The organism is Lentilactobacillus senioris DSM 24302 = JCM 17472, assembly GCF_001436555.1.
GTDB classification, from domain to species: Bacteria; Bacillota; Bacilli; order Lactobacillales; family Lactobacillaceae; genus Lentilactobacillus; species Lentilactobacillus senioris.
In genome coordinates this window covers 143,258-145,406 of sequence record NZ_AYZR01000008.1, presented here as the reverse complement: position 1 = coordinate 145,406, position 2,149 = coordinate 143,258, and the positions used below count along the sequence as shown (strand labels likewise).

General features: G+C 41.0%; 2 protein-coding genes. Both read right to left on the bottom strand.

Translation table 11 applies throughout. The features are described from left to right. On the bottom strand, positions 1-869 hold an 869-nt coding region (locus tag FC56_RS03940), incomplete at its 3' end, for an HK97 family phage prohead protease (RefSeq protein WP_187116928.1). After that, positions 859-1,968 carry a phage portal protein gene (locus FC56_RS03935; RefSeq protein WP_056978135.1) on the bottom strand — a complete coding sequence of 370 codons (1,110 nt, stop codon included), beginning with the start codon at positions 1,966-1,968 and terminating at the stop codon, positions 859-861. The genes FC56_RS03935 and FC56_RS03940, both read right to left, overlap by 11 nt. Positions 1,969-2,149: the final 181 nt, after the last annotated feature.

Sequence of the window (2,149 nt, the reverse complement as noted above, 5' to 3'; positions counted from 1 at the left end):
CCCATTGAAGAACTAACCGTTAAGCCATAAGAATATTTAGCTAAATCTTGCTTAGAAAGTTCTTCAATTACGGGTTGTGCTACTAGTTCGGGGATTACGATGTTCCCGTCTGCTGTAGTTAAACCGTCCCGCTTTTCACCGTGGGAACGGATATAGTTATCAAAGGATCTCAATTCTGCTTGTTTCGTTTCGTTGTTTGGATCTAAAGTTTCAATAGGCATATGTTTGCCCTCGCTTTCTTTTTTATTTAAATAGTTTTCGTATGATCTGGCGGCGGCGGTAGAAACTTCAGTTTCATCATAAGCCGCAATAGAAACCACGCTTACATCATATAAATTACTGATCTGCTTAACGGTTCTTACCGTCTTGCCGTCGGTATCAGTAGTAAATTCGTCACCATTGTCAGCCACATCAAAGCTGAATGAGCAATGGCTTAAATTACCGTTTTGGATTTGTTTATAAGCGTCAGCGATATAACTAACGCCGGTATCTAATTGGGCATCAAACCTCAACCCCGTTTCATCAACGGTTAAAGTAAGATTGTTGTTGACTACACTGGCTAGGATCTGGTTATAGTCGTGATTAAATAACAAGACCACCTTAGATAAATCAGTATCAGCCAACGCATTAGGGTCGATGATCTCAATGAAGCCCCCTAAATCCTTGCTGGGTACGTTGAACTTCAAAGCGTAACCGCTAATACTGGTATCTTGCTTAGGGTCGTCTTTGGGTTCGTTATCCTGCTTCTTATCGTCAGTACCTTGCTGGGTATCGTCTGACTTTTTGCCAGTGTCTTCTTTGTCGTCGTTCGGTTCGTTAGCTCGTACTTCTGAATCGTCTAACAACAACTTTTCTAAATTAGTTCCCATTTGATAATTCCTTTCTCTCGTCCCCATTTTCCAATGGTTCCAAGTTCATCATTTTACGGGCTTCATTAATCGTTATGATTCCGGCATTGTATTGTTCCATGGCCATGGTTGATTGAGCTTGCACATTAGTATTTAGTAACCTACTTAAATCATACTCAAAGTGCTGGCCAAGTTTGAACTCTAATTCGCCGGTAATCGCGGCCATGTAGTTAGATAAGGCATGCTCTACATAAAAACTTTTAGCCTGCTCAGCGTTACTATGCTCGCTTTCAATTCCCAGCCAATCAACCGGAATGCCGTACACCGTTGCAATATCTTTTTTGCTGGCGTTCTGAACATCACTGATTAATTTAACAATATTAGTGTCAGTATTTGAGTTCAGGGGATCAACCGAAATAGTTTGATCCGTGACAATGGTTCTACCAGCATTATCACCCGTTACAGAACTCTCAAACGCATTTCTAACGCTGTCTTTGGCTTCTTGGTCAACAGCCCCAGCGTTTAAAGTTAAATGCCATTTAGCGTAACCAGTATCAAAATAGTTATTGCGCATGCTATCCGCTTGGTTCATGGCGTTGCGTTGCTGGTGTAGGGCTTGTAGGGGTGACACCCCTTGTACGCCCCTAACGGGGAATAACTTGAAGTGCAAAATATCAGCGTTCTTAATTTGACCTTTACGTTTAGAACTATCCGCCCAGTAATATCTTGGATCTTGGTCGTCAGTATCATACTCGATTCGTACATTGCCATATGGGATAAACTCAAAGCCAATTACAGCATTATTTAAGCTTGACCGGTCAACATAACAAAATGAATTACCGTACAGCAGTAAGTTGGTGAATAATGACTGTTTTAGGTCATGGCCATTAGTGAAGTCGTTGGGATCATCGTTTAAGATCTTTTCTAGTTTGCTACTATCCGACTTAATCCGGTTACTGGCCAGATCCCCAGCAATTAGGCTCACTGCTGAAAAGATAGCACTGTTTCTGTAGCCACTATCAAGCGGTACTTCTCCGGTGTTATCGGCCCAGCTGCTAATTACTTCAAAAATGGGATCGTTAATCGGTTCAATAGCCTTTTTTCTTTTAAAAATACTCACCGTGTAGCCCCCTATCTTTTTTATTTAGTTTAGTGGTGGATTATTACCTTGTTTTTGTTAGTAAAATCCTATTAAATCAACGTTTAAATTAGTTAACCCCCTACATACACATGTGTTTTTCAGCAACATTTCTGTAAGATGACTTCATTGTATGGCGGAAAGCCTTGGGAGAGTAAGGCCT